This is a genomic window from Mesorhizobium sp. M0016 (assembly GCF_040324035.1).
Lineage (GTDB): Bacteria > Pseudomonadota > Alphaproteobacteria > Rhizobiales > Rhizobiaceae > Mesorhizobium.
In genome coordinates this window covers 97,931-121,149 of record NZ_JAMYVM010000021.1, presented here as the reverse complement: position 1 = coordinate 121,149, position 23,219 = coordinate 97,931, and the positions used below count along the sequence as shown (strand labels likewise).

At 64.2% G+C, this 23,219-nt stretch carries 17 protein-coding genes; 7 read left to right on the top strand and 10 right to left on the bottom strand.

Annotation, left to right across the window (positions count from 1 at the left end; genetic code table 11):
* Positions 1-170 precede the first annotated feature (170 nt).
* Together NKJ88_RS25480 and NKJ88_RS25475 are read left to right on the top strand one after the other, a co-directional pair.
* Positions 171-752: an NAD(P)H-dependent oxidoreductase gene (locus NKJ88_RS25480; protein WP_352446012.1), complete on the top strand. Its 582-nt coding sequence runs from the start codon at positions 171-173 to the stop codon at positions 750-752.
* Positions 752-1,333 carry an NAD(P)H-dependent oxidoreductase gene (locus NKJ88_RS25475; RefSeq protein ID WP_023688083.1) on the top strand — a complete coding sequence of 194 codons (582 nt, stop codon included), beginning with the start codon at positions 752-754 and terminating at the stop codon, positions 1,331-1,333. Before NKJ88_RS25480 ends, NKJ88_RS25475 begins: the two co-directional genes overlap by 1 nt.
* A gap of 170 nt (positions 1,334-1,503) precedes the next feature.
* Here NKJ88_RS25475 and NKJ88_RS25470 read toward each other — a convergent pair whose 3' ends face one another.
* The 5 genes from NKJ88_RS25470 to NKJ88_RS25450 all read right to left on the bottom strand — a co-directional run bounded on the left by NKJ88_RS25470 (position 1,504) and on the right by NKJ88_RS25450 (position 9,117).
* Positions 1,504-3,951, bottom strand: coding sequence for a GcvT family protein (locus NKJ88_RS25470; protein ID WP_023688084.1), 2,448 nt, complete (start codon positions 3,949-3,951; stop codon positions 1,504-1,506).
* The gene (locus NKJ88_RS25465) at positions 3,948-5,129 is read right to left on the bottom strand and encodes a pyridoxal phosphate-dependent aminotransferase (RefSeq protein ID WP_023688085.1); all 1,182 of its coding nucleotides are present in this window, start codon (positions 5,127-5,129) and stop codon (positions 3,948-3,950) included. The genes NKJ88_RS25470 and NKJ88_RS25465 overlap by 4 nt, the downstream gene beginning before the upstream one ends.
* Positions 5,129-6,028 (bottom strand): homocysteine S-methyltransferase family protein, encoded by a 900-nt coding sequence (locus NKJ88_RS25460; RefSeq protein ID WP_023688086.1) that lies wholly within the window; start codon positions 6,026-6,028, stop codon positions 5,129-5,131. Before NKJ88_RS25460 ends, NKJ88_RS25465 begins: the two co-directional genes overlap by 1 nt.
* A complete protein-coding gene (locus tag NKJ88_RS25455; RefSeq protein ID WP_023823087.1) occupies positions 6,025-8,478 on the bottom strand; it encodes a GcvT family protein in 2,454 nt (817 codons plus the stop codon). The genes NKJ88_RS25460 and NKJ88_RS25455 overlap by 4 nt, the downstream gene beginning before the upstream one ends.
* A 96-nt stretch (positions 8,479-8,574) precedes the next feature.
* Positions 8,575-9,117: a helix-turn-helix domain-containing protein gene (locus NKJ88_RS25450; protein WP_023815506.1), complete on the bottom strand. Its 543-nt coding sequence runs from the start codon at positions 9,115-9,117 to the stop codon at positions 8,575-8,577.
* Between the two features lie 282 nt (positions 9,118-9,399).
* Between NKJ88_RS25450 and NKJ88_RS25445 the strand changes: the two genes are divergently transcribed.
* The gene (locus tag NKJ88_RS25445; protein WP_023725586.1) at positions 9,400-10,104 is read left to right on the top strand and encodes a nitroreductase; all 705 of its coding nucleotides are present in this window, start codon (positions 9,400-9,402) and stop codon (positions 10,102-10,104) included.
* 18 nt (positions 10,105-10,122) lie between these two features.
* Here NKJ88_RS25445 and NKJ88_RS25440 read toward each other — a convergent pair whose 3' ends face one another.
* From NKJ88_RS25440 to NKJ88_RS25420, 5 genes are all read right to left on the bottom strand, one after another.
* A complete protein-coding gene (locus NKJ88_RS25440) occupies positions 10,123-11,565 on the bottom strand; it encodes an MFS transporter (protein ID WP_352446009.1) in 1,443 nt (480 codons plus the stop codon).
* Positions 11,566-11,718: 153 nt separating this feature from the next.
* Positions 11,719-12,336, bottom strand: coding sequence for a sarcosine oxidase subunit gamma (locus NKJ88_RS25435; RefSeq protein ID WP_352446007.1), 618 nt, complete (start codon positions 12,334-12,336; stop codon positions 11,719-11,721).
* On the bottom strand, positions 12,329-15,340 hold the full coding sequence (locus NKJ88_RS25430) for a sarcosine oxidase subunit alpha (protein WP_352446005.1): 3,012 nt from the start codon (positions 15,338-15,340) through the stop codon (positions 12,329-12,331). Before NKJ88_RS25430 ends, NKJ88_RS25435 begins: the two co-directional genes overlap by 8 nt.
* The gene (locus tag NKJ88_RS25425; RefSeq protein WP_023670367.1) at positions 15,337-15,633 is read right to left on the bottom strand and encodes a sarcosine oxidase subunit delta; all 297 of its coding nucleotides are present in this window, start codon (positions 15,631-15,633) and stop codon (positions 15,337-15,339) included. The genes NKJ88_RS25430 and NKJ88_RS25425 overlap by 4 nt, the downstream gene beginning before the upstream one ends.
* A gap of 11 nt (positions 15,634-15,644) precedes the next feature.
* Positions 15,645-16,904, bottom strand: coding sequence for a sarcosine oxidase subunit beta family protein (locus NKJ88_RS25420; protein ID WP_023670368.1), 1,260 nt, complete (start codon positions 16,902-16,904; stop codon positions 15,645-15,647).
* A 317-nt stretch (positions 16,905-17,221) separates the two neighbouring features.
* Between NKJ88_RS25420 and NKJ88_RS25415 the strand changes: the two genes are divergently transcribed.
* The 4 genes from NKJ88_RS25415 (at position 17,222) to NKJ88_RS25400 (ending at position 23,115) form a co-directional block, all read left to right on the top strand.
* The gene (locus NKJ88_RS25415; protein WP_023700342.1) at positions 17,222-19,711 is read left to right on the top strand and encodes a mechanosensitive ion channel family protein; all 2,490 of its coding nucleotides are present in this window, start codon (positions 17,222-17,224) and stop codon (positions 19,709-19,711) included.
* Positions 19,712-19,855: 144 nt separating this feature from the next.
* Positions 19,856-20,119: a hypothetical protein gene (locus NKJ88_RS25410; protein ID WP_023670370.1), complete on the top strand. Its 264-nt coding sequence runs from the start codon at positions 19,856-19,858 to the stop codon at positions 20,117-20,119.
* A 206-nt stretch (positions 20,120-20,325) separates the two neighbouring features.
* Positions 20,326-21,759, top strand: a complete 1,434-nt coding sequence (locus NKJ88_RS25405) for a UbiA family prenyltransferase (RefSeq protein ID WP_023691000.1) — start codon at positions 20,326-20,328, stop codon at positions 21,757-21,759.
* Positions 21,760-21,762: 3 nt separating this feature from the next.
* A complete protein-coding gene (locus NKJ88_RS25400) occupies positions 21,763-23,115 on the top strand; it encodes an FAD-binding oxidoreductase (protein ID WP_023706098.1) in 1,353 nt (450 codons plus the stop codon).
* Positions 23,116-23,219: the final 104 nt, after the last annotated feature.

Here is a 23,219-nt window from a genome sequence, read left to right as displayed (position 1 = left end):
CCACTTCTCACCCCCCGCAAGGGGGGAGATTGGCAGCCTGAACGCCGCGGCCAATCTGACACGCTGACAATTAGTGAAAGCGATGCGGCAGTCCGATCTCCCCCCTTGCGGGGGAGATGCCCGGCAGGGCAGAGGGGGGTGCCTCGCGCCCACCTCGCAAGTATTTCCCCATGAAAGTCCTCGTCCTCTACGCGCATCCGGTGGAGACCAGCTTCAATGCAGGCCTGCACCGCACCATCGTCGAGCGGCTGACGGCGGCCGGCCATGAGGTCGACGATTGCGATCTCTATGCCGAGGATTTCGACCCCAGGCTGACGCGCGGGGAGAGGCTGGATTATCACAACCAACGCAGCCCTGCGGACCCGGCCGCGCCCCATGTCGAGCGTTTGCTGCGGGCTGAGGCGCTGGTGCTGTCATATCCCGTCTGGAACTACGGCTTCCCGGCCATCCTGAAAGGCTTTTTCGACCGCGTGTTTCTGCCCGGCGTGTCGTTCAAATTGGTCGACGGCAAGGCGCGGCCTTCGCTCCACAACATCCGCAAGCTGACCGCCGTCACCACCTATGGCGGCAGCCGGTTCCGCGCCATGCTGATGGGCGATCCGCCGCGCAAATTGGTCAAGCGGATGCTGCGCGCGACGATCAGGCCTGGCGCCTCGGTGTCCTACCTCGCGCATTATTCGATGAACCTGTCGACCGAGAAGACCCGCGCGGCCTTCATGGCCAAGGTCGCGGCCGGGATGGATGAATTCTGATGCGCGTGCTGGTGGTCTATTGCCATCCGGTGCCCGAAAGCTTTTGCGCCGCCATCAGAGATGCCGCAGTCGATGTGCTGAAGGCACGCGGCTGGGAGGTGCGGCTGCTCGACCTCTATGCGGAGAAATTCGATCCGGTGATGGGCTGCGAAGAGCGACGCGCCTACAATGAGCGGGCGCCGGAGGATCCGGCCCTAAAACCGCATTTCGAGCATCTCGCCTGGGCTGAGGCGATCCTGTTCATCTATCCGACCTGGTGGTACGGGCTGCCGGCCATGCTGAAGGGCTGGCTCGATCGGGTCTGGGCGACCGGTGTCGCCTTCAAGCTGGGCAAGGGGCGCATCACGTCGCTGATGACACATGTCACCAGGGTCGGCGTCATCACCACCTGCGGCGCGCCGACCTGGTGGAGCGTCGTCGTCGGCCAGCCCGGCCGCAAGACCTTGCTGCGCGGTATGCGCGCGCTGTGCGCCCGCCGCTGCCGGACGTTTTTCCTGGCGCACTACCTGATGGACGCCTCCACGCCAAGGACGAGGGCGGCGTTTCTGGTGAAGGTGCTGGCGAAGCTGGAGCGGTTTTGAGCTTCTTCACCCTCCCCCTTGTGGGGAGGGTCGCGCAGCAAATGCCGCAAGGCGGCTTTTCCGAAGCGGGGTGGGGGGTCTCGTAGGGCGCACCCCCCCACCCGCTTCGGAAAAGCCGCTTCGCTCCGACTGCGAGCCGACCCTCCCCACAAGGTGAGGGTAAAAAGGTGCTACATCCTCGTCCGTTCCGCCTTGGGATCGTACATCGGTTTCAGCGATGCTTCCGCCGGAAAGCGCTCGCCGGCGATCTCGATCTCGTAGGACGAGGCCAGCAGATCCGCCTCGCTCTCGCCCTGGCAGGGCACATAGCCCAGCCCGATCGCGCCGCCGAGATGGTGGCCGTAGTTGCCCGATGTGATCGGGCCGACGATCTTGCCGTCGCGAAGGATCGCCTCGTTGTGGAAGAGCAGAGGCTGCGGGTCCTTCAGCCGGAACTGCACCAGCCGGCGCGACAGGCCGGCTTCTTTTTTCTTCAGCACCGCATCGCGGCCGATGAACTCGCCCTTGGCGGTTTTGACCGCAAAGCCGAGGCCGGCCTCCAGCACATTGTCCTCGTCGGTGATGTCGTGGCCGAAATGCCGAAACGCCTTTTCGATGCGGCAGGAATCCAGCGTATGCAGGCCGCAAAGTTGCAGGCCGACATCCGCCCCCGCCTCATCGATCGCCTCGAAGACATGGGCCGCCTGGTCGGTCGAGACATAAAGTTCCCAGCCGAGTTCGCCGACATAGGTGACGCGGTGCGCGCGGGCGAGGCCCATGCCGATCTCGATCTCCTGGAAGGTGCCGAACGGATTGTTCTCATTGGAAAAATCATTAGGGCTGACCTTCTGGATCAGTTTTCGCGCATCCGGACCCATCAGGCAGAGCACGGCCTCAGCTGCCGTGACATCGGTGATGACTACGAATTCATCGCCGACATGCCGGCGCAGCCAGGCGAGGTCGCGTTGCAGCGTCGCGCCCGGTACGACGAGGAAATAGGCCGTGTCCGACAGCCGCGACACGGTAAGATCGCTCTCGATGCCGCCGCGCTGGTTGAGCATCTGAGTGTAGACGATCTTGCCCGGCGCCACGTCCATGTCGTTGGCGCAGAGCCTTTGCAGGAACGCGCAGGCATCGCGGCCTTCGACACGGATCTTGCCGAACGAGGTCATGTCGAACAGGGCGACCTTGTTGCGGACCGCCAGGTGCTCCTCGCGCTGGTTGTCGAACCAGTTCTGCCGCTTCCAGGAATAGCGGTATTCGCGCTCCTGTCCCTCGCGGGCGAACCAGTTGGCGCGCTCCCAGCCGGCGACTTCGCCGAACACGGCGCCGCGCGCCTTCAGCTGTTCGTGCAGGGGCGAGCGCCTGACATTCCTGGACGTTGCCATCTGCCGGTAGGGGAAATGGTCGGCATAGAGCAGGCCGAGTGTTTCGGAGACACGCTCCTTGAGATACCTACGGTTCTTCTGGAATGGCTGGGCGCGGCGGATGTCGACTTCCCAGAGGTCGAAGGGCGCTTCGCCGTCATTGATCCACTGCGCCAGCGCCATGCCGGCGCCGCCGGACGAGACGATGCCGATGGAATTGTAGCCGGTCGCCATCCAGTAGCCACGGAGTTCCGGGGCCTCGCCGAGATAATAGCGGTCGTCGGGGGTAAAGCTTTCGGGGCCGTTGAAGAAGGTGTGAATGCCGGCGGTTGCCAGCATCGGCATGCGGTTGACGCCCATTTCGAGGATCGGCTCGAAATGCTCCATGTCCTCCGGCAACTGGTCGAAGCAGAAATCCTCGCTTATGCCGTCCATGCCCCAGGGCTTGGCCACCGGCTCGAAGGCGCCGAGCATCATCTTGCCGGCGTCTTCCTTGTAGTAGGCGCATTCATCGGGAACGCGCAGCACCGGCAGCCGGCCAAGGCCGGGGATCGGCTCGGTGACGAGATAAAAATGCTCGCAGGCATGCAGCGGGATGGTGACGCCGTTCTGGGCGCCGAGTTCGCGCGCCCACATGCCGGCGCAGTTGACGACGATGTCGGCCTCGATCGTGCCCTGGTCGTCGCCTTGCGCCCACGACACGCCGGCGACGCGACCGGCCTTGGTGTGGACCTTGGTGACCTTCACATTCTCGACGACTGTGGCGCCGCGCTGGCGGGCGCCCTTGGCCAGCGCCATGGCGATGTTGGCCGGATCGCATTGGCCGTCGAGCGGCAGATGCACGGCGCCGACCACATCGGACACGTTGAGATGCGGGTACATCTCCTTGACTTCACCAGGCGAAATCTCGCGCACATCGACATCGAAGGCGCGGGCGAGCGAGGCCTGACGGTAAATCTCGTGCTTGCGCTCCTCGGTCAGCGCCACGGTGATCGAGCCGACCTGGCGCATGCCGGTGCCGACTTCGGTCTCGGCCTCCAGCTTGACGTAGAGGTCGGCCGAATATTTCGCCAGCCGCGTCATGTTCTGCGAGCCGCGCAGCTGGCCGATCAGGCCGGCGGCGTGCCAGGTCGTTCCCGAGGTCAGCTGCTTGCGTTCCAGCAGCACGATGTCGGTCCAGCCGAGCTTGGCCAGGTGGTAGGCGACCGAACAGCCGGAGACACCGCCGCCGATAATAACCGCGCGGGCCTTGATGGGAATGCTTCTGGTCATGCGGCCTCGCGGCGATAGCCGGATGCGAAGCGGCGCAGGCGTTTTGCGGCTTCCTGAAGCACCGGTTCCGGTTGGCAGAGGCTGATGCGGATGTGGCCGGCAGCGGCCTTGCCGAAGCTGGAACCCGGCATGACGCCGACACTCTCCTGGTCGAGAAAGGCCCAGGCGAATTTCTCGTCGTCGGGCTCGACGGCGGAGATGTCGAGCATGACATACATGCCGCCCTCGGAGCCGTGCACGCTGACATTGTTCATGCCGCGCACGGCGTCGAGCAGGACGGTGCGGCGCGCCGCATAGCGTTCGGCGATCTCCTTGACGCCAAAGCAGTTCTCCAGCGCCTCGGCGCAGGCGATCGAGATGAAGGCCGGCAGGCCGTAGGTCGTCACCAGATTGAGATTGGTCAACAGCGTGATCATCTGCGTCGGGCCGGTCAGCCAGCCCATGCGCCAGCCGGTCATGCCGTGGCTCTTGGACATCGAATTGATGACCAGCGTGCGCTCGGCCATGCCGGGCAGGCCGCGCGGCGAGATGTGCTCGCCGCCGCCGAGCGTCCAGTAGACCTCGTCCGACAGCAGCCAGAGATCGTGCTCGCGGCAGATCTCGGCCAGCTCTTCCAGACGCTCACGCGAATAGACGGCGCCGGTCGGGTTGTTCGGCGTGTTGATCAAAATGGCGCGCGTGTTGGGCTTGAGCGCCGCGCGGATCATCTCGGCGTGCGGCTGGAAACCGTCCTCGGCCGGCGTCTCGACGACGGTGAAGCTGGCGCCGGCGGCGCTGAACGTGTTGGGATAAGTCGCGTAGTAGGGCGCCACCACGATAGCGTGGTCGCCCTGGTCGAGAACGGCCTGCACGGCCGCGTAAAGGGCAGCCTGGCCGCCCGGCGTGGCGATGACTTGGTCAGGTGCCGTCTCGACCCCGGTGCAAGCGGTCGAGGCCGCCGCCATCGCCCTGCGCAGGCGCGGAACGCCGGGAAGCGGGGTGTAGTGGTGGTTGCTGCCGCGAACCGCCGTCACGCAGGCTTCGATCGTCTGGCTCGGCGTATCGAAATCATGGTCGCCGACCGACAGCATGATGATGTCCTGGCCGGCCTCCTTGCGGGCCCATGCCTCGGTGTGGACCTCCCAGCCATCCTTGCCCGAAGGCACGATGCCGGAAATGCGCGATGAGGGTCTGGGCATCAGGATACTCCCGAGATTTCGTGGCCGGCCTGTTCGAGCTGATCGCGCAACGCGGCGATGTGGGCAGGGCCGACTTCGCAGCAGCCGCCGACGATGGTGGCGCCAGCGGCGACCCAGCCGAGCGCCTGGTCGGCATAGGCATCCGGATCAAGGTCGTGGCGTGCGTGCAGCACTTCGACCGTTCCGCCATGCTTGAGCGCTTCGACAGAGGTGAAGCCATTGGCATAGGCGCCGACCGGGCCGCCGAGAGCAATCAATTCGGGCAGTGCCGCGGCGATCGCTTCTGGCCGGCAGCAATTCACCAGGCGCGCTGCAACCGTCAGGCCGTCGAGGGCGTCCGCCGCTGCCGCTATTGTTTCGCCGCTGCGCAGCCGCGGCGCGCCGTGATCGGCGAGCGTCCAAGACACCCAGACAGGTTTGCCGCTTTCCGACGCAGCGGTAACGGCCGCACGGCCTTCCTCGGCTGAGGCCATGGTCTCGCACAGGAACAGGTCGACGCCATCGGCCTGCTCGGCGACGATGCGGCGATAGATTTCCAGCGTCTCCTCGAACGATATGGTCAGCGCCGGCGCATAGCTGCCGAACAGCGGTGACAGGCAGCCGGCGATCGCTGCATCGCCTGCCTCCTCGCGTGCCTGTCTTGCCAATTCGATGCCGCGCTTCTGCAAGGGCCTGAAGAGGTCTTCTGCTCCTTCCCGCGCGAGCCGCTCCGGCGTCGCCGAATAGGTGTTGATGGTGATGACGCGAGCGCCGGCCCGGATGAATTCGGCATGCAGGCCACGCACCAGATCCGGCTCGTCGATCAGCACCCTGGCCGACCAGAGCGGCGTCGGCTCGGAGCTGCTGCGGCGGACCAGTTCCTGGCCCATGCCGCCATCGGTGAGAATGACTTTCTTCATGCTCTCAATCTTTCGTTTTTCGGATCCCACAGCGGCTCGTCTTTCTGCACGACCGCCTTGAAACGATCGCCAAAAATTTCAATCTCGATCGCGGTATTGGGTTCAGCCAGGTCGGCGCGCAGCATGCCGAGCGCGATCGATTTGTCGATGCGATGCCCCCAGCCGCCGGACGTCGTCTCGCCGACGATCTTGCCGTCATGCCAGAGCGTCGACACCGACGGCGCGTCGCAATCGCCGGGGTTTTCGACCACCAGCGTGACGAAGCGCTTCTTTACGCCTTGCTGCTTTTCGTTCTGCAGGGCTGCCTTGCCGCGGAAGTCGGGCTTGTCCCATTTTACGAAGCGCTCGAGCCCGCCCTGCAGGACCGTATAGTCGGTCGACAGGTCGCCCTTCCAGGTCCGGTAGCCCTTTTCGAGGCGCAGCGAATCCAGCGCATACATGCCGAACGGTTTCAGACCGTGTTTTTGTCCCGCCGTCCAGACGGCGTCGAAGATGGCGGCGGTGTCTCCCACCTTGGTGTGGATTTCCCAGCCGAGTTCGCCGGCGAAGGATACCCGCACCAGCTTCGCCCAGCGGCCGGCGATGGTGGTTTCCTGATGCGTCAGCCAGGGCAGCGAGAGATCCGCGCCACAGACCTCGGCCAGGATCTTGCGCGAATTGGGGCCGGCGAGGATTTGCGTCGAATAGTCTTCGGTCCTGTCGGTGAGGGTGAAAGCTGCGTCCTTCGGCAGGCGCGACTTCAGCCATTCGAAATCGTGCCACTGCGCTACCGCCGCGGTGATCAGCGTCATCTGCTCTTCGCCATGGCGCACCACCGACATCTCGGTGACGATGCGGCCCTTGTCGTCGGCGAAATAGGCGAGGCCGATGCGGCCGGGCTTGGGCACCAGGCCGGTGACCTGCAGCGCCAGCCATTCGGCTGCGCCAGGACCTTCGAGGTTGAAGCGCGAGAAGCCGGGCAGGTCCAGAATGCCGGCGGCGTCGCGCACCGCCAGGCATTCTTCGCGCACGCGGTGCTGCCACGGCCCGTCGCGGCGGAAGGTGAGTGTTGCTTCTTCCGACGTGTCGTCACCGCGTTGCGCATACCAGGTGGCACGCTCCCAGCCATTATAGGCGTCGAACTGGGCGCCGAGCGCCTTGATGCGATCGTGGATCGGCGACAGCTTGCGGTCGCGCCCGGCCGGCCAGGCATGGCGCGGGAACTGGATGGCGTATTCGTTGCCGTAGATCTCCATGCCCTTGGCGACGCTATAGTCGGGGGCGGCCGCAAAGCTGGTGAAACGGCGCGGATCGCAAGACCACATGTCCCATTCGGTCTGGCCCTGCGTCACCCATTCGGCCAGCACCTTGCCGGCGCCGCCGCCCTGGGCGATGCCGAAGGTGAAGACACAGGCCTCGAACGCGTTGGGAACGCCGGGCATCGGACCGATCAGCGGATTGCCGTCCGGCGCGTAAGGGATCGGCCCGTTGATCACCTTGGACAGGCCGGCAGTGCCGAGAATCGGCACGCGGGCTACGGCATCGGCAAGGTAGTGCTCGAGACGGTCGAGATCGTCGGGGAAGAGCTGGAAGGAAAAGTCCTCCGGCATCGGGTCGTTGTGGGTTGCCCAATGCGCGCGGCAATTGCGCTCATAGGGACCGAGATTCATGCCGTTCTTTTCCTGGCGCAGATAGTAGGAGGTGTCGACGTCGCGCAGCAGCGGCAGCTTCTTGCCCTGCTCCTTCGACCAGGCCACCAGTTCGGGGATTTCCTCGAACAAAATGTACTGATGGCTCATCACCATCATCGGGACGTCGCGGCCGAACATTTTGCCGACTTCCGCGGCTCGGTAGCCGGCGGCGTTGACGACGATCTCGCAACGGATCTCGCCTTGCGGCGTCTCGACAACCCATTCGTCGTTCTCGCGGCGCACACCTGACACCGGACAGAAGCGGACGATCCTGGCGCCTATGTCGCGCGCACCCTTGGCCAGTGCCTGCGTCAGCTGCGCGGGGTCGATGTCGCCGTCGTTTGGATCGTAGAGCGCACCTTTGAGGCCATGCGTCTCGATGAAGGGATAGCGGCGCTTGATCTCATCAGGGCCGACAATGGCGATGTCCATGCCCTGGTAGCGGCCCATGCCCTTGGCGCGCTGGAACTCCTGCATGCGCTCCTTGGTGTGGGCGAGGCGGAGCGAGCCGGTAACGTGGTAGTTCATGGGATAGTCGACCGCGTCGGCGAGACCGCGATAAAGCTCGGTCGAATAGCGCTGCATGTTCATCAGCGACCAGGACGACGAGAAGGTCGGCACGTTGCCGGCGGCATGCCAGGTTGAGCCCGATGTCAGCTCGTTCTTTTCAAGCAGCACGCAATCGGTCCAGCCCGCCTTGCAAAGGTGGTAGAGCGAGGAGGTGCCGACGACACCGCCTCCGATGATCACCACGCGTGCCGTGGTCGGCAAACCGGCCATATTCTTCTCCCAAACCTGAAGCGCGCTGCGCTTCTATTTTTTGCTTGATGCATGTCGTTGTCCCAAAACCGCTGCACACTTTTGGGCGACATGCATTCAATAAACAGGCGGCGAAACCACCCAGATGACCACGGCCGGCTCGCTGCCGGGATTGCGCCAGCGGTACGGCTTGCGCTCGAAGCGGAAGGAATCGCCTTCGACAAGACGGTGCCAGACGCCGGCGATCTCGATCTCGAAAATGCCAGAGGCGATGTAGCCGGCTTCCTCGGTCGGCCGCAGCTGCTCGCTCTTCATCTCGGCGCCCGGCGCGAAGATCGAACGCACCATCTCGAAACTACCGCCGAGATCGGGCGACAGAAGCTCCTCCACCAGGCCGGATTCGCTTGTGCCAAGCGTGCGCCGGCTGCCGGCGCGCACTACAACGCCGCGCTCCTTTTCGATCGGCACGTCGTGGCTGAAGAACAGGCTGAGTGGCACGCCGAACAGGTCTGCGAAGGCCCTGAGGTCGCCAAGCGAAGGGATAGACAGGCCGCGCTCGACCTGGCTGACCCAGCCGACGGAGCGACCAAGCTTCAGCGCGATCTCAGCCAGCGTCAGCCCGCGCGCCTTGCGCAGCGCACGGATGTCACTCGCCAGCAGGCGCTCGTCAGGTCCCTGCAATGTTTTGGGGATAGCTGGGGCCAAAACGCTCACTTGATGAAAAACTGGAAATGAATTTCATGAGAGCTCATGTCCGTGAAAAAATCAAGCGAATTTTCATGGACACACAAGATTTGCTTGCGCGATTTTGGCGGTTCATGCAAAGGCTCTGGCACGAGCGGCGGGTGTGGGAATGCGGGTCGGCGACCAAGGATTGAAATCTGCGCAAGGTCTTTTCCGATAGCCGGTTCGGCTTTCGAAGTGTGCGCAAAGGGACGGCCCATGCTGGAAAAAAACGGCCTGGCAGCGCATAACGCGGCTGTTGTCGACGAGGCGATCATCTCGCGCCGTTCAGTGCGCGCCTTCCTGCCCGACATGGTCGATGACGAGACGATCCGAGCCATTCTTGGCGTCGCCGCGCGCGCGCCTTCGGGCACCAATATGCAGCCCTGGCGGGTCTATGTCGTCAAGGGCGAGGTCAAGCAGCAGATCACCAATGCCATCCTGAATTCCGGTATCCGCGCCGAAAAGGCCGATTGGGACGAGTATCGCTATTACCCCACCCAGTTCTTCGAGCCGTATCTCACCCGCCGCCGCGCCAACGGTTTCGGGCTCTATGGGGCACTCGGCATCGGCCGCCGCGAGGTCGACAAGATGCGCGCCCAGCACGACCGCAACTTCGTCTTCTTCGACGCGCCGGTCGGCATGATCTTCACCATCGACCGGCGGCTGAACCAGGGCTCGTGGATCGACTACGGAATGTTCCTGCAGAACATCATGGTGGCGGCGCGAGGCAGGGGCCTGCACACCTGCCCGCAGGCCGCCTTCGCGCCCTATCACCGGCAGATCCGGCCGGTGCTCAACATCCCCGACGAGGAGATCGTCGTCTGCGGCATGGCGCTCGGCCTCGAGGATACGTCGAAACCCGAAAACGACTTCCGCACCGACCGCGTGCCGCTGGAAGAGTGGGTGACGTTCAGCGGCTAGGCCTCGGCTACCGGGGCCTTATTCCACGTTCATCTGCGCGCCATGGCCGCTGACATGGGCGCCGTCCTGCGGTGTCAGTCTGAGATAGGCGATCAGCGCGCACAAAGTGATGACGCCCTCGACCACGAACAGGATGCGGAAATCGTTGGTCACCGCCGGCCTGCCGCCAGCCAGGAACGACAACAGCGCCGCCGCCAGGCCGACGCTGATCGCCACCCCCAACTGCCACAGTATGTAGTAGAGCGCGCTGAAGCGGGCGAGCTGGTCGGGCGCGATGTCGGAATAGGCGAGATTGCCGGTCGAAGCCCATTGCGCCGAGCGCAGGACACCGAAGGCGAAGATATAGGCAAGCACGATCCAGACGGGCGTTGTTGCCTCTATCAAGGCGAAGCCCGCAACCATGGCGGCAACGATCGGCGTGTTGACAACCAGCACACGGCGAAAGCCGAAGCGGTTGAGCAGGCGCGGCATGAACACACGCATGATCAGCGAGCCGATTGCGGCAACGAAAGTCAGCGATCCCGCCTGCACCGCGCTCATGCCAAAGCCGAGCTGGAACATCAGCGGCAGCAGGAAGACGACCGAGCTGAGGCCGATCGTGTCCAGTCCGCCGCCTGTGAGGAAGGAGATGCGAAAGGTGCGGATGCGCAGGAGTTTCAGGTCAAGCAAAGGGTTGCAGGCGCGCAGGCAGTGGAAGGAGGCAAGCGTCAGGATGACGATCGCCAGCGTCAGCTCGGCCGCGATCATGCTGCCGGCGGCGTCTTTCGCCGCAAGCGAATCCATGCCGAAGACCAGCAGGACCATGCCGCTGCCGACCAGCAGGAAGCCCGGGAAATCGAACGGCGTGCGCACCGGTTTGGTAACAGTCGGAAACAGCGAGGCGGCAAGAACGGCCGCCGCCAGCGCGAACGGCACGTTGAAGAAGAAGATCCAGCGCCAGGAGATATAAGTCGTCAGGGCGCCGCCGACCAGCGGGCCGACCAGCGGTCCGGACTGGCCGGCCAGCGAAATATACATGTTGATCTTCAGCGTGCGGCTGCGCGGGAAGGTCGACAGGATGACGGCCTGGCCGAGCGTCCCCATCAAGGCGCCGCCGAAGCCTTGCAGCGCGCGGGCGCCGACCAGCGTCCAGATGTCGTTGGACAGGCCGCACAGCGCCGATGACGCGGCGAACACCAGCAAGGCGAAGCAGTAGACATTGCGCAGGCCGAAGCGGTCGGCGGCCCAGCCGCCGAGCGGCATCGAGATGATCAGGCTGGCGACATAGACGGTGATCAACAGGCCGAGCTGCCTCGGCGGCCGGCCGAGGCTGTCGCTGATGCCGGGCAGGGCGGTGACCACGACATTCTGGTCGAGGCTGGTCATGAACACGCCGCAGGCGACCGTGAGCGGCAGCAGGAGCAAGGCTCTGGCCGACACATCGGCGCAATCCGTGGCGCCGGCGGATAGTTCTGCGGTCATGGGGATGTTCGAACCAAACGACGATGCCGACTCTGAGACGGGATCTTTTTAATCCCCTGGGCCGGTTGGGCCACGTTCCCCACCATGGGCTTCCATTGGAGCATTCTCTAGCGGCAGAACCGGCTGGCCTTGAGGCCAGAACGGCTTTTGGCCCTACTGAACCTCGTAGCCGACCTCCTCGCTGGCATGGCAGAGCGCCTTCCAGAACGATCGGGCGAAGGAGCGGAAGACATAGATGTCGAACTGGTCGGCGCCGGTGCGCTGGATCTGCGCAAAGACGTCGTGATGGGTGGTCGAACGGCCGGAGCCTGTGGGGAAGGCGGGCAGGGCGAAGTCGATGGCGAAGAATTTCGCCAGCACCCATTCGGCCTTAGGGCCGGCGATGCGGATAGCGGTGCGGCCATGCGACAGGTCGGTGATCGTGCCGATTGCCGGGGTTACGTCCCCGGCAAAACGCGCCGCCAGGCCCTCGGCCTCGTCGACGACTGTGAATTTTCCAGGCGCGAAACCGAACACGGCCTTGCCGTCCTTGGCGAGACCGCCGCCGGCGCCATCGGGCAAATCGAGGCCGGTGACCTTGCCGATCACGTCGATCAGTTGCTTTTCCGCGCCCGGCCACGCGGCCAGCTGCAGGATCGAGCCCGGCCGGGTCTCGGTCAGGATGACTTCAACGCCATGCTCGAAATTGCCGTGCGAACCCGGATGGGACACCGGCTCGAGCGGCGAGAGGCGCTCGGGTGATTGGCGTTCGGGTGATTGGCGCTCAGCCATGCATGCGGCTCCCGTCCGGGTCGTAGAAATGGTTGGAGACGATCTCGACCGGCCCGAACCGCTTGCGCAGCGGATCGGAGACGAATGCCCGGGTGCCATGGCGCGCCTTGCCGCCCTCGACCAAAGCCAGCGCGATGTGCTTGCCCAGCGCCGGCGAGTAGCAGCAGGCGGTGATATGGCCGATGGAGTCGTGCGGATTGGCTTCGTCCAGTTCCTCGACGAGGTGGGCTCCGCCATTGAACGGCCGATTGTCGAGCGAGACTAGGCCGACCAGCTGCAGCCGCTCGGGCGCGATCAGGCCTTCGCGGTCCATCATCGCCGAGCCGATGAACGGCTTCTTCTTCGACAGCATCCAGTCGAGATGCAGGTCGCGCGCCGTAGTGCGCCCGTCGATCTCCGCGCCGGTGACATGGCCCTTTTCGATGCGCATCGTGCCCAACGCCTCCAGCCCGTAGGTGACCAGGCCGAACGGCTTGCCGGCTTCGATAAGGGCTTCCCAGACATGGGTGCCGTAGCCGGCGCCGCAATAGACCTCGAAGGCCATTTCTCCGGAGAAGGACAGCCGGCAAATCATCACCGGCACGCCTGATATCTCGCCGCGCACGATGCCCATGAACGGCAGGGCTGTGTTGTCGACCGCGGTGCCGGTGACACAGGCGGCGAGGATGGCCCGCGCCTTCGGCCCGCCGATGGCCGCGCCCGCCCATTCGTCGGTTACCGAGGTGACGTGCACTTTGAGCTCCGGCCAGATGACGTCGAGGAAATATTCCAGATGCTGCATCACCTTGCCGGCGTTGGCCGTGGTGGTCGTCATCAGGAAATCCTGTTCGCCGAGCCGCCATGTGGTGCCGTCGTCGAAGGCCAGCCCGTCCTCGCGCAGCATCAGGCCGTAGCGGGCCTTGCCGACGGGGAGGGTGGAAAACATGTTGGTGTAGACCCGGTCGAGGAATTCGCCCGCATCCGGCCCCTGAACGGCGATCTTGCCCAGCGTCGAGACGTCGACGATGCCGGCGCTTTCGCGCGTCGCCCTGGCTTCACGGACATAGGCCTGCTCGACCGTCTCGCCGGCAAGGCCGTAGATCATTGGTCGATACCAGAGGCCAGCGGAATACATCGTTGCGCCATTGGCGAGGTGCCAGTCATGCATGGGCGTCAGGCGCTCGGGTTTCAGATCGCCGAAGCGTTCGGCGGCAAGCGAGCCGATCGACACCGCGGAATAGGGCGGGCGGAAGCGCGTCGTTCCGACTTCGGGGATCGGTTTGCCCAACGCCTCGGCCATGATGGCGAGGCCCGGAACGTTGGAGTTCTTGCCCTGGTCGGTCGCCATGCCGAGCGTGGTGTAGCGCTTCAGATGCTCGACGGAGACAAAACCTTCGCGATGCGCCAGCCGCACGTCCTCGGCGGTGACATCATGCTGGAAGTCGACGAAGCTTTTGCCTTTCGCCTTGATCTCGAACACCGGGGCCGGATCTGGGTTTCCCGGGGCTGCTTCGACATCCGGCAAGGCTGCCGGCGCAGCCGCTCCGCCCGCTGCGGACAGGCCGGCTGCGCGGCCCTCAGTGATCGCTTCGATAGTCGAGAAGCTGCCGTTGAAAGCACCCGCACCAATCCATTGCTGATTTGGCCAGCGCTGTTGCGTTTGCTTTGGCGGCAGGAAGGCCTGGCGGGCAGGATTCCACTCGGCTCTCGCGCCAGCCTGGCTGGCGAGGTGGATGGTCGGCGACCAGCCGCCCGACATCAGCAGGCTATCGGCGTGGATGCTGCGGGCGTCACCGCTGAGCGTGCCCGAGGTCATGTCGAAGCGCTGCACCTTGAGGCCGGAGAGCGCCTTGCCGCCCTCGGTGGCGACTACGGCATGGCCGGAGAGGATTTCGGCTTCGGCCTCGGTGGCGAGACTGCGCATCTCGGCCGACAGTTCGGGGCGCACCTCGATGATGGCGACAATAGCCGCGCCGGCCTTCCTCAGCGCCAGCGCCGAGCGATAGGCGCTGTCATTGTTGGTGAACAGCGCGATCCTGTCGCCGGGCAGCACGCCATAATCACTAACATAGCGCTCGGCGGCATGCGCCAGCATGACGCCCGGCCGGTCGTTGCCGGGGAACACAAGCGGCCGCTCGAATGAGCCGGTGGCCAGCACCACCGTTTTGGCGCGGATCGCCCAGTAGCGATGGCGAGGCTCGCCCTTGCCGGGCGTCTCCTTATGGTCGGTGACGCGCTCGAGTGCAGCCAGCGTGTTGCCGTCGTAATAGCCCCACACTGTGGTGCGCGGCAGCAGGCGGACCGTGTCATGGCCTTCGAGCTGGCTGACGGCGCGCGCCGCCCAGTCGGCGGCCGGCGCGCCGTCGATGGCCTCGCCGGACCAGTTGGCCGAGCCGCCGAAACGCGGCTCGAGTTCGGCCAGGATGACGCGCGCGCCCTGGTCGGCAGCGGCCTTGGCGGCTGACAGGCCGGCCGGGCCGGAGCCGACCACCAGCACGTCGCAAAACGCGTTCATGCGCTCGTAGCGCGAGGTGTCGGCGGCAATACCGGCGCGGCCCAGGCCGGCGGCGCGGCGGATGAAATGCTCGCAGAACATCCAGAAGCGGGTGCCTTTCAAGGGGCCGAAGACAGGGCCCATGAAGGTCTTGTAGTAGAAGCCGGCGGCCAGGATCTTGCCGCCGAGCTGGTTGACGGCGTTGATGTCCCAGGCGAGCGAGGGAAAGCGGTTCTGGCTGACGGCCACCAGCCCGTCATAGATCTCGACCATGGTTGCGGCGATGTTGGGCTCGCGCAATTCGCCGCGCAGCACCGTCACCAGCGCGTTCGGTTCCTCGACGCCGGCCGAGAGCAGGCCGCGCGGGCGGTGGTATTTGAATGAGCGGCCGAAAAGCGTGACGCCGTTAGCAAGCAGCGCCGAGGCCAGCGTGTCGCCGGCATGGCCGGTGTAGGGCGTGCCGTCGAAGGTGAAGCGGATGGTGCGCAGCCGGTCGACGCGGCCGCCGGTCTCGGTGCGGCGCGGGCTCACGACTTGCCTCCGGCTTTGTGCCGGGCGGCGGCATTGTGGTCGCCGCGGGCGAAACCGGTGCTGGAAATCTCATGCGTGACCGTGTTGCGCACCATCCTCAGATGGGTGCGGCAGCCGCCCGAATGCTGCCAGATCTCATTGTGGTCGCCGGCCGGGTTCAGCCGATCGTAGACATAGGCGTTCCAGGCGTCGAGGTCCTGCGAGTTGGGCTGCGGGCGCTCGCGGTTGCCGTCGCCCTGATAGGTGAACTCGATGACGTCGCGCGGGCCGCAATAGGGACAAGTGATAAGCATTTGTTTGAACCCTAATGCAGCCGGGGCGTTGCGCCCTGGCCCTTGTCGTCAATCACTAGGCCGCGATAAAAACGGTCGAGCGTGAACGGCGCGTTGAACGCGTGCGGTTCGTCCTTGGCGATGGTGTATGCGAAGCACCAGCCCGAGGCCGGCGTCGCCTTGAAGCCGCCATAGCACCAGCCGCAATTGAGATACATGCCTGGCAGCGGGCCGGTGGTGATGATCGGCGAACCGTCCATCGACATGTCGCAGACGCCGCCCCATGAGCGCAGCATGCGTACACGCGCAAGGCCGGGAAACAGCGCCAGCATCTCGCTCATCACCTCATCGACGATGGGCAGGTTGCCGCGCTGAGCGTAGCTGTTGTAGCCGTCGATGTCACCGCCGTAGACGAGGCCGCCCTTGTCGGACTGCGACATGTAGAAATGACCCATGCCGAAGGTCAGCACCGTGTCGACGAAAGGTTTCAGCGATTCGGTGACGAAGGCCTGCAGCACATGGCTCTCGATCGGCATCCTGTCGATGCCGGCAAGCTGCATCACCCGTCCGGTGCTGCCGGCAACGGCCACGGCAACTTTCTTGCCGCGGATCTCTCCGCGCGTCGTTTGCACGCCGGTGATGCGGTCGCCGTCGCGCAGGAAGCCGGTGACCTCGCAATTCTCGACGATGTCGACGCCGCGTCGGTCGGCGCCGCGGGCATAACCCCAGGCAACCGCATCGTGACGGGCGGTGCCGGCGCGCGGCTGCATCAGGCCGCCGACGATGGGAAAGCGCGCGGAGGCCGACATGTCCAGCGCCGGGACCAGGCGCGCGATCTCGGCGGTGCTCATCAGCTCGGCATCGACGCCGAGATGGCGCATGGCGTTGCCGCGCCTTGCCAAGTCGTCGAACTGGCCCGGCGTGTGAGCCAGATTCAGGCAGCCGCGCTGCGAGAACATGACGTTGTAGTTGAGGTCGTGCGAAAGGTTCTCCCACATCTTCATCGAATGTTCGTAGAAGCGGGTGTTGGACGGCAAAAGGTAGTTGGAGCGCACCGCCGTGGTGTTACGGCCGACATTGCCGGAACCCAGCCAGCCCTTTTCCAGCACCGCGACATTGGTGATGCCGTGCTCCTTGGCCAGATAGTACGCCGTCGACAGGCCGTGGCCGCCGCCACCGATGATGATGACGTCATAGGAAGCCTTGGGGTCGGGCTTGCGCCAGGCCGGCTTCCAGTCCTTGTTTCCCTTGAGCGCGTTCGTGAGAAGCGAAAGGGCTGAATATTCCGCCATTCTTCATGTCATCCCTAGAGCATGATGCCGAAAAGTGTGAAGCGGTTTTCGGACGACATCATGCTCTATATCTTTGATTTGTAGGCCGGATGATTTCAGGTCCAACAGACCTGAAGCCATCCGGCTCGGGTGCGATGCGGCAGACTATAGAGCAGGCGGCGGGCGCAAAGCCAAGATTGCGCCATGGCTTTTCGACTGGCCGACTCCCGCAAGGCGCCCAACTGTCATGACTTCGCCACGACTTGCTCCACGGGATGAGCGTCTCTATCAAGGACCGCTTTAGAAGCGGCCTTGCCGCCCTTTGAGTCGCCACCATTATGCTTTTTCGCTTCTTTCGCCTGATCCTGGTCCTCGCGCTCGTTGCCTTGGCGCCGCATTCGTTCGGCGCGATGGCGCAGGGGCTGGGCCAGGCGCCTGCCGGGCTGGTCGCCGACCAGCAGAAAATCCTGCAGGGTTTGACGACGAAAACCGACGCTCTGGAGAAGAAAGTCCAGGAGGACGGCGTCGACGACACCACCCTCGTCGAGATCCGCCTGCAGCTGGAAGAGCTGTCGCGCGGTGCGCTGAACAGCGCGCTGGCGTTTCGTTCGCGGCTGGGAGAGATCAATTCGAGGCTCGAGCAGCTTGGCGCCCCGCCGGCTGCCGGACAGCCCCCTGAACCGGACATCGTGACCGGCGAGCGCCAGGCGCTGGCGTCGGAAAAGGCGGAGATCAACGCCGTCATCGCCGGGGCGCAGAACCTGTCGATTCGCATCAATTCGCTGATCGAGAAGATCGGTAATATGCGCAGCGAGCTGTTTCGCAGCGGCCTAACCAAGCGCTATGTGCTGTCCGATGCACTGAGCCCGCAGGTGTTTTCCGACGCAAGGGACGAATACGCCAATTTTTACAGGGCGGTGTCGTCGTGGCTGAGCTTTGCCTTCAAGTTCAAGTTCCAGGCGATGCTCGCGGCGACCCTCATGGCGCTTGCGTTGGCCGTGGTGCTTCTGGTCGGTGGGCGCCGCCTGTTTGGGCGCATCTTCGAGCCCGACGCGTCGGTTGAAGATCCGACGTATCTCAGTCGCCTGTCGGTGGCGTTCTGGTCGACCTTGCTGCCGACGCTGGCGGTCAGCGCCTTCCTCGCCTCGACGGTGTTCCTGTACAACTACTACAATGTGCTGCGCGGCGACATAGGCGTGTTCCTCAACGCTCTGGCAGCCGTCATCGCCATAGTGTTCTGTGTCAACCGCCTGACCAATGCGGCTCTGTCGCCCAGCATGCCGAACTGGCGTCTGATCCAGGTCGAGACCGGCCCGGCGCGTTGGCTGGTGCGGCTGACGACGGCCATGGCAGTCGTCATCGGCATCAACAATTTCCTGTCGATCGTCAACGACAAGATGGGCTCGCCTCTGTCGCTGACGGTGGCCAGGAGTTTTGTCGCCACCGTGATCGTCGGGGTCATCCTGATCCTGATGGCGCTGCTGAAGCCTTACAAGGACGTCGCTGGGCGCTGGCGCCGCTGGCCGGCCTGGCTGCGCTACACCTGTGTCGCGCTCGGCCTGTTCACGATTGCGGCGGCGCTGTTCGGCTATATCGGTCTTGCCATCTTCGTCTCGTTGCAGGTCGTGGTCACTGGCACCATCCTGCTCACCGCCTATATCGGCTTCCTGTCGGCGCGCGAGATCGGCGAGGAGGGTGGTTTCGCCGGCACGTCCATCGGGCGCTGGCTGAAGACCAATTCCAGCTATGAGGACACCGCGCTCGACCAACTCGGCCTCGTCGTCAGCGTCGCCATCAACCTGATGATCGTGCTGGTGTTCCTGCCGCTGATCCTGTTGATGTGGGGCTTCCAGCCCGGCGATATCCAGGCCTGGGGCTATAAATTGGCGACAGGCGTCACCGTCGGTTCGGTGACGATTTCGGTCACCGGCATCCTCACCGGCATCGTCGTCTTCATCATCGGCTATTTCCTGACCCGCTGGTTCCAGGGCTGGCTCGACGGCTCGGTTATGGCTCGCGGCAAGGTCGATACCGGCGTGCGCAACTCGATCCGGCTGGCGGTCGGCTATGCCGGCGTCGCGCTCGCCGGCCTGGTCGGCATCTCGGCGGCGGGCATCGATCTTTCCAATTTGGCGCTCGTTGCCGGCGCACTCTCGCTGGGTATCGGCTTTGGCCTGCAGAATGTCGTGTCCAACTTCGTGTCGGGCCTGATCCTTCTCGCCGAGCGGCCGTTCAAGGTCGGCGACTGGATCGTCGCCGGCGACACATCAGGCACGGTCAAGAAGATCAGCGTGCGCGCCACCGAAATCGAGACCTTCCAGCGGCAATCGGTGATCCTGCCCAATTCGAACCTCATCAACAACGCCGTCGGCAACTGGACGCACCGCAACAAGCTCGGACGTGTGGAGATCAAGGTCGGGGTCGCCTATGGCAGCGACGTCAAGCGGGTACACGCGGTCCTGCTTGAGATTGCGCGCGGCCATGCGCTGGTGCTGAAGAACCCGGAACCCTTCGTGCTGTTCACCAATTTCGGGCCGGCAGCACTCGAGTTCGAGATCCGCGTGTTCCTGGCCGATGTGCTGAACGGCGCCATCGTTCAGAACGATATCCGCTTTGCCGTTCTCGATGCTTTTGACGCCGAGCACATAGAAATCCCCTCGACGCCGCGCGCCGAGGTCAAGGTCAAGCAGACCGACGCATGGCCGATCGACGACGACAAGATCGAAGTCGAGTTCGCCGAGAAGGAGCAGGCGGAGGCCAGAGCCGCCACCGAGGCGAAGCGGCTGGCCAAAACTGGTCGCAAGGCCCGCAAACCCGATCCCAGCTAGGCCCCAAGCTCCTCCCAAACCGATTGCGGCATGAATGCGGCATTCAGTTGCGGTTCAGCTTGCATCTCATATAAGCTCACATGCAAAGGCGAGAATGCCTTGCGAAATGCAACAGAGGCGGTGTGGAAACACCGATATTGCAAAATGTGGAAGTCGCTCGTCGTCGCCATCGCTCTTACCGCAGCGAGTGGCTCGGCCTTTGCCGCCAGCGCGGTCAACAAGGATGCTGAGACCCGTACGCTGATCGTGACGGAAGGCGGCGGCAAGACGGAGTTGGCGCTGGCCGCTGGCGAAACCGTGGAATTCTGCCCGAACGGCTGTTTTGTCACCTTGCCCAATGGTGACCTCGAGGCCCTGACCGGCTCGGAAACGGTCGAAATCTCGGGTGGCGTTGCCCGCATCAAGTAAAGTCGGCAGGCAGATGTAGTAGAGGCCGGGCAATGCCCGGCCTTTTATTGTTCGCGGTAGCGATTGCTTAACAATGACGCGGGAAATATCGTGGCGCCTACCGGCTGCAACCGTGCGTTTTAACGTTCAATACGCCGTTCCGCCGCTATACCGGTGCGAAGACGCCGAAACACGGCGCAACCGGTTATGAATAGGGCAGAACGGACATGGATGCGCGGTCGGACAAGAACGCAATCCCGCTTGCGGTCGACCTCGACGGCACGCTGATTGCGACCGATCTTCTTTGGGAAGGCCTGTTCATCCTGCTCAAGAAGAATCCGCTCTATGTTTTCCTGGTTCCGTTCTGGCTGGCCGCCGGCCCGGCGCGGCTGAAACAAGCGATCGCAGACCGCATCGACATCGATCCGGCCTCGCTGCCCTATCGCGAAGCGCTGCTGCAGCGGCTGCGCGCCGACCATAGCGACGGACGCAAGATCGTGCTGGCGACCGGTACGCCACGCAAGTTCGCCGAGGCGATCGCCGCGCATCTGGGCGTCTTCGACTATGTGCTGGCGACCGACGGTCCCCACAACATGACCTCGGGCCGCAAGCGCGACGCGCTCATCGCCGCCTATGGCGACGGCGGTTTCGACTATGCCGGCAACAGCCGGCACGACCTCAAGGTTTTCGGAGCCGCACGCAACGCCATCGTCGTGGCGCCCGACCGCCATGCGAGGCGCTGGCAGGCCGCGCATAGCGCCGAAAGGATGCCGGCGCCGAAAAGGACATTGAAGACATTCGTCAAGATGCTGCGGGTGCATCAGTGGCTGAAGAATTCGCTGATAGCGGTGCCGATGGTGCTGTCGCATGAATACTTCAACATCAACATGATCTGGCAATGCCTGCTGGCGTTCGTCTCCTTCAGCGCCGTGGCTTCCGCCATCTACATCCTCAACGATTTCTTCGACCTTGCGCTTGACCGCAAGCACCCGACCAAACGCAACCGGCCTTTCGCCAGCGGCGCGCTGTCGATACCGTTCGGTCTCGGCGCGATGGCCGCTCTGCTGACGATCGGCATCGCCGCCGGGCTTCTGTTGCCGATCGAGTTCCTGGGCGTGCTCGCCGGCTATCTGGTGGTGACCACAGCCTATTCGCTGTCGTTCAAGCGCATGCTCCTGGCCGACGTACTGACGCTGGCGGGGCTCTACACAGTGCGTGTGCTGGCAGGTGCTGCGGCGACCGGGGTCGAAGTCTCGTTCTGGCTGCTCGCCTTCTCGATTTTCTTCTTCCTGTCGCTGGCGCTGGTGAAGCGCTATGTCGAACTGCGCACCACAGCCATTCCGGTGGGCGAGCGCATTGCCGGTCGCGGCTACCGCATCGAAGATCAGGAGATCGTCGCCCAGGCGGGCATGGCGTCGGCCTTCTCCTCGGCGCTGGTGCTGGCGCTCTACATGGACAGCGTCTCCGTGCGCGAACTCTATCCGCATCCCAGGCTGGTCTGGCCGCTGGCGCCGATCGTGCTGTATTTGACCATGCGGGTCTGGATCCTGGCGCGCCGCAACGAGATGAATGATGATCCGGTCATCTTCATCATTCGCGACTGGCGAAGCCAGATCGTCGTGGTGATCGGCGCCGCCCTTCTGGTCGCGGGAGGCTGGTAGGGCATGGCCGGCGAACGGTACCGGAGTTTTGGCCTCGCCACGCCGGCCGCAAAGCGAGCCATCGCGGCCGACGATGCCATCGCGCTGATGCGAAGCGGCAAGGCGACAAAGAACGCTCTGCTCGCCTATGGCAATGGCCGCTCCTACGGTGATTCCTGCCAGAACGGGCCAGGTGCGGTCGTGGACATGCGGCCGCTGAACCGCATCGGCGCCTTCAATGCCGAGACCGGCCTGCTCGAGGCGGAGGCCGGCGTGTTCCTCTCCGATATCATTGCGCACACTGCACCTTACGGTTTCTTTCCGACTGTCGTCCCAGGCACCCAGTTCGTCACCCTTGGCGGCGCGATCGCCAATGACGTCCATGGCAAGAACCATCACCGGCGCGGCACCTTTGGCTGCCATGTCGAGTCGTTCACGCTGCTGCGCTCGGACGGGCGGACCTACACCTGCTCGGCAACCGACAATGCAAGGCTGTTTGCGGCGACGATCGGCGGCATGGGGCTGACCGGCCTGATCCTGTCGGCCTCGATCCGGCTGATGCGGGTGCATTCGCTCGATATCGCCGAGAAGGTAACGCGGTTTGCCGATCTCGGCGAATTCTTCGAACTGGCCGAGGCCGCCGACCAGGCCAATGAATATGCCGTCGCCTGGATCGACCAGCTTGCCGGCGGCCATGGCCGCGGGCGCGGCCTGTTGTTGACAGGCAATCATGCCGAGTATGGCTCGCATGCGGCGTCTCGCGCCGGCTCCCGTTTTTCAGTGCCGTTCCAGCCGCCGTTCAATGTGCTCAACCGGCCGTTCCTCACCGCCTTCAACGCCGCCTATCGGTGGAAGAAGGGGCGCTCGCCGGGGCCGAGCCAAACCGGCTACCAGGGCTTTTTCTTTCCGCTTGATGGTGTCGGCGACTGGAATCGGCTGTATGGCCCGAAAGGTCTCTACCAGCACCAGAGCTTGGTGCCGGAAAATGTCGCGCGCCAGACCGTGCCGGCGCTGCTCGAGGCGGCGCGACGGGCCGGGCAGGGCTCTTTCCTCACCGTGTTGAAGCGCTTCGGCTCGATCCGCTCGCCGGGGCTGCTGTCTTTTCCGCGGCCAGGCTTCACGTTGACGCTGGATTTCCCCAATCGCGGCGACAGGACGCTGGCCCTGCTCAGCGAACTCGACGGCATCACGGTCGCGGCCGGCGGCGCGGTCAACCCGTACAAGGATGCGCGCATGGGCGCTGATACTTTCGCGGCCTCCTTCCCGAATTGGCAGCGGCTTGAAGCGCTGCGCGACCCGGCGTTCGTGTCCAGTTTCTGGCTGCGGACGGCGAAAAAGCTCAACGTCCGGCCAGGGCGTGTCGAGGCAGCTGAATAGGTACAATCCGAATAAGTCATGGTGAATAGATCGTAATTTCCGTGGTTTACTCAAAGCATTGTCGTGACTTCATGAAATGTTTGCAGGTTCGTAATACGACCGTT

Coding starts and splice junctions, on each gene's coding strand:
- NKJ88_RS25480 (WP_352446012.1), top strand. CDS start 171: ATGAAAGTCCTCGTCCTCTACGCGCATCCGGTGGAGACCAGCTTCAAT.
- NKJ88_RS25475 (WP_023688083.1), top strand. CDS start 752: ATGCGCGTGCTGGTGGTCTATTGCCATCCGGTGCCCGAAAGCTTTTGC.
- NKJ88_RS25470 (WP_023688084.1), bottom strand. CDS start 3,951: ATGACCAGAAGCATTCCCATCAAGGCCCGCGCGGTTATTATCGGCGGC.
- NKJ88_RS25465 (WP_023688085.1), bottom strand. CDS start 5,129: ATGCCCAGACCCTCATCGCGCATTTCCGGCATCGTGCCTTCGGGCAAG.
- NKJ88_RS25460 (WP_023688086.1), bottom strand. CDS start 6,028: ATGAAGAAAGTCATTCTCACCGATGGCGGCATGGGCCAGGAACTGGTC.
- NKJ88_RS25455 (WP_023823087.1), bottom strand. CDS start 8,478: ATGGCCGGTTTGCCGACCACGGCACGCGTGGTGATCATCGGAGGCGGT.
- NKJ88_RS25445 (WP_023725586.1), top strand. CDS start 9,400: ATGCTGGAAAAAAACGGCCTGGCAGCGCATAACGCGGCTGTTGTCGAC.
- NKJ88_RS25440 (WP_352446009.1), bottom strand. CDS start 11,565: ATGACCGCAGAACTATCCGCCGGCGCCACGGATTGCGCCGATGTGTCG.
- NKJ88_RS25435 (WP_352446007.1), bottom strand. CDS start 12,336: ATGGCTGAGCGCCAATCACCCGAACGCCAATCACCCGAGCGCCTCTCG.
- NKJ88_RS25425 (WP_023670367.1), bottom strand. CDS start 15,633: ATGCTTATCACTTGTCCCTATTGCGGCCCGCGCGACGTCATCGAGTTC.
- NKJ88_RS25420 (WP_023670368.1), bottom strand. CDS start 16,904: ATGGCGGAATATTCAGCCCTTTCGCTTCTCACGAACGCGCTCAAGGGA.
- NKJ88_RS25415 (WP_023700342.1), top strand. CDS start 17,222: ATGCTTTTTCGCTTCTTTCGCCTGATCCTGGTCCTCGCGCTCGTTGCC.
- NKJ88_RS25410 (WP_023670370.1), top strand. CDS start 19,856: ATGTGGAAGTCGCTCGTCGTCGCCATCGCTCTTACCGCAGCGAGTGGC.
- NKJ88_RS25405 (WP_023691000.1), top strand. CDS start 20,326: ATGGATGCGCGGTCGGACAAGAACGCAATCCCGCTTGCGGTCGACCTC.
- NKJ88_RS25400 (WP_023706098.1), top strand. CDS start 21,763: ATGGCCGGCGAACGGTACCGGAGTTTTGGCCTCGCCACGCCGGCCGCA.